We start from the raw sequence: 1,725 nt of genomic DNA, 5'->3' as shown, positions 1-1,725 counted from the left end.
TGATCTTTTTTGTCCGAACAGCGTTCGGATTAATTTTACAATCTACCCTATCAGTGAATTCTGGTTGCTAATTGTGAGGTTAGTTGAAATATTAATTTAATTAGCATCTTGGTATTAAAGGGATATGATAGTTTTTTTGGTAACATTGGCTAACCGCAATCAAACACAATTTATTAATTTCAGCAAAGTTAGCGCGTCAGATAAATGATGCAACCACGAAATTATCGTTGCAGATTAAATATCTCTTTCTTGTAAATGGAAGTGATTACGCAAGTTTTCCTTATTATTAATAACTTTTAAAATCAGCTGGGGATCGCTGATTTTCACATTGCGCGATCCCAAAAACAACATTGTATCGTATAGAGACTCATACAAATGATAATCAATATTAATATTCTCTTTACTGTCACCATTTTCAACGACTGGGACAAAATAATCCGGCCAAAAATCAAACGGACTGACACGTTTCTTCAGAGTATAGTGAATCGTTATAGTATCAATATCACTAAATTGAATATCCTTTTTTTCCCTGAGTGTCGGAACTAATATTTGTACTGTCTTTATAATGAAATTATTTGAATAATAAACTTTTTCAATTTTTGAATCTGTTATTTTCCAATACTCAAAAAAGAACGCCGGAAAAGTTACAAATGTCGTCAAAAACAGTAAAATAACGAAAACGTACGTTGGCTGATAGCCAAAACCTGTCATAAATAAATCCATAAATATTAATAGCGTTGCGATTGATACTACTTTTACAGTTGATAGTTTTTGACCTATTCGTTTGGCTGAACATAAGTCTTTATACGTACTGACTGATAAATTACTTCCTAAAACTTTATCAAGTTTTACCAAATCTCTTTTTCTTGGCAACTTCACTTCATCTTCCCAATCACACAAATCATCAACTGGTACTTGTGTTTGACTGGCAAGTTCATCCCTAGACAAAGCAGCGCTATTCCTTAACAAACTAATATCTTTTCCCAGCATAATTATTCCCCCCCGTAGCTAGATAATCCTAGGCTACTGATAAAATCTGCCAGCCAGATAATAAAAAAACAAAACGGTCATTTAATTATTCGTGGTGGTGACTTGCATCATACTATTAAGAAGAAATAACAGGCAGTTCGACATCAGCGTACTAGTGTCTTAACAGCCCGCAATTTAATCAGTGTGGTTTTCATACTTTTAAAAGCACACGAACTGTACCAATCTACGAAAATTGTCTAGTGTGCAAGACAAATCTAAAGGTGTTAAACTCCCACAACCAAGAATCAAAAAACTATGGGTTTGAGGGCGTCTACATTCAAAGACCTAATTTGGAAAAAAGTATCAGCGTCTTTCTTCTACTTGACTATTCAACACAAAATTTTTCGCTAACGTAATCGCTTTCATTATAACTCATTAACATTTATTTTATACAAAAATCAATTGAGCTGCCATGCAGGTGGCGTTAACGGAATCGGTCTTTATCCCGTTTATACCACGGACGTCTTTTGAGACCTGGTTTGTGGCCTCGAAAGCGAAGTTCAAGACCGCTTCTCAGGCTGGAACTGGTCCGCATAGCGGCTGGAATGACGGTCAGCTGGCAGCGCCAATAATCCGCTAGTAGTCAAATAAACGCCACATAAAAAGCGTGCTGCAGTGGCACGCTTTTGAATAAAGAATGATAGGTAGATTGCAAATTTAATCCGAATTTTTGGACAAATTGTTCAGCATAACCTG

The 1,725-nt window shown here is 35.7% G+C and carries 1 protein-coding gene; it reads right to left on the bottom strand.

The window, feature by feature from the left end; translation table 11 throughout:
- Nucleotides 1-234: 234 nt before the first annotated feature.
- Nucleotides 235-990, bottom strand: a complete 756-nt coding sequence (locus DY78_RS03615; protein WP_024624997.1) for a helix-turn-helix domain-containing protein — start codon at nt 988-990, stop codon at nt 235-237.
- Nucleotides 991-1,725 lie beyond the last annotated feature (735 nt).

Source organism: Lactiplantibacillus fabifermentans DSM 21115 (assembly GCF_000498955.2).
GTDB classification, from domain to species: domain Bacteria; phylum Bacillota; class Bacilli; order Lactobacillales; family Lactobacillaceae; genus Lactiplantibacillus; species Lactiplantibacillus fabifermentans.
This window is presented reverse-complemented; position numbering and strand designations above follow the sequence as displayed.

Bases quoted from the DNA above. Each gene is read 5' to 3' on its own strand.
- DY78_RS03615 (WP_024624997.1), bottom strand. From the start codon at position 990: ATGCTGGGAAAAGATATTAGTTTGTTAAGGAATAGCGCTGCTTTGTCT.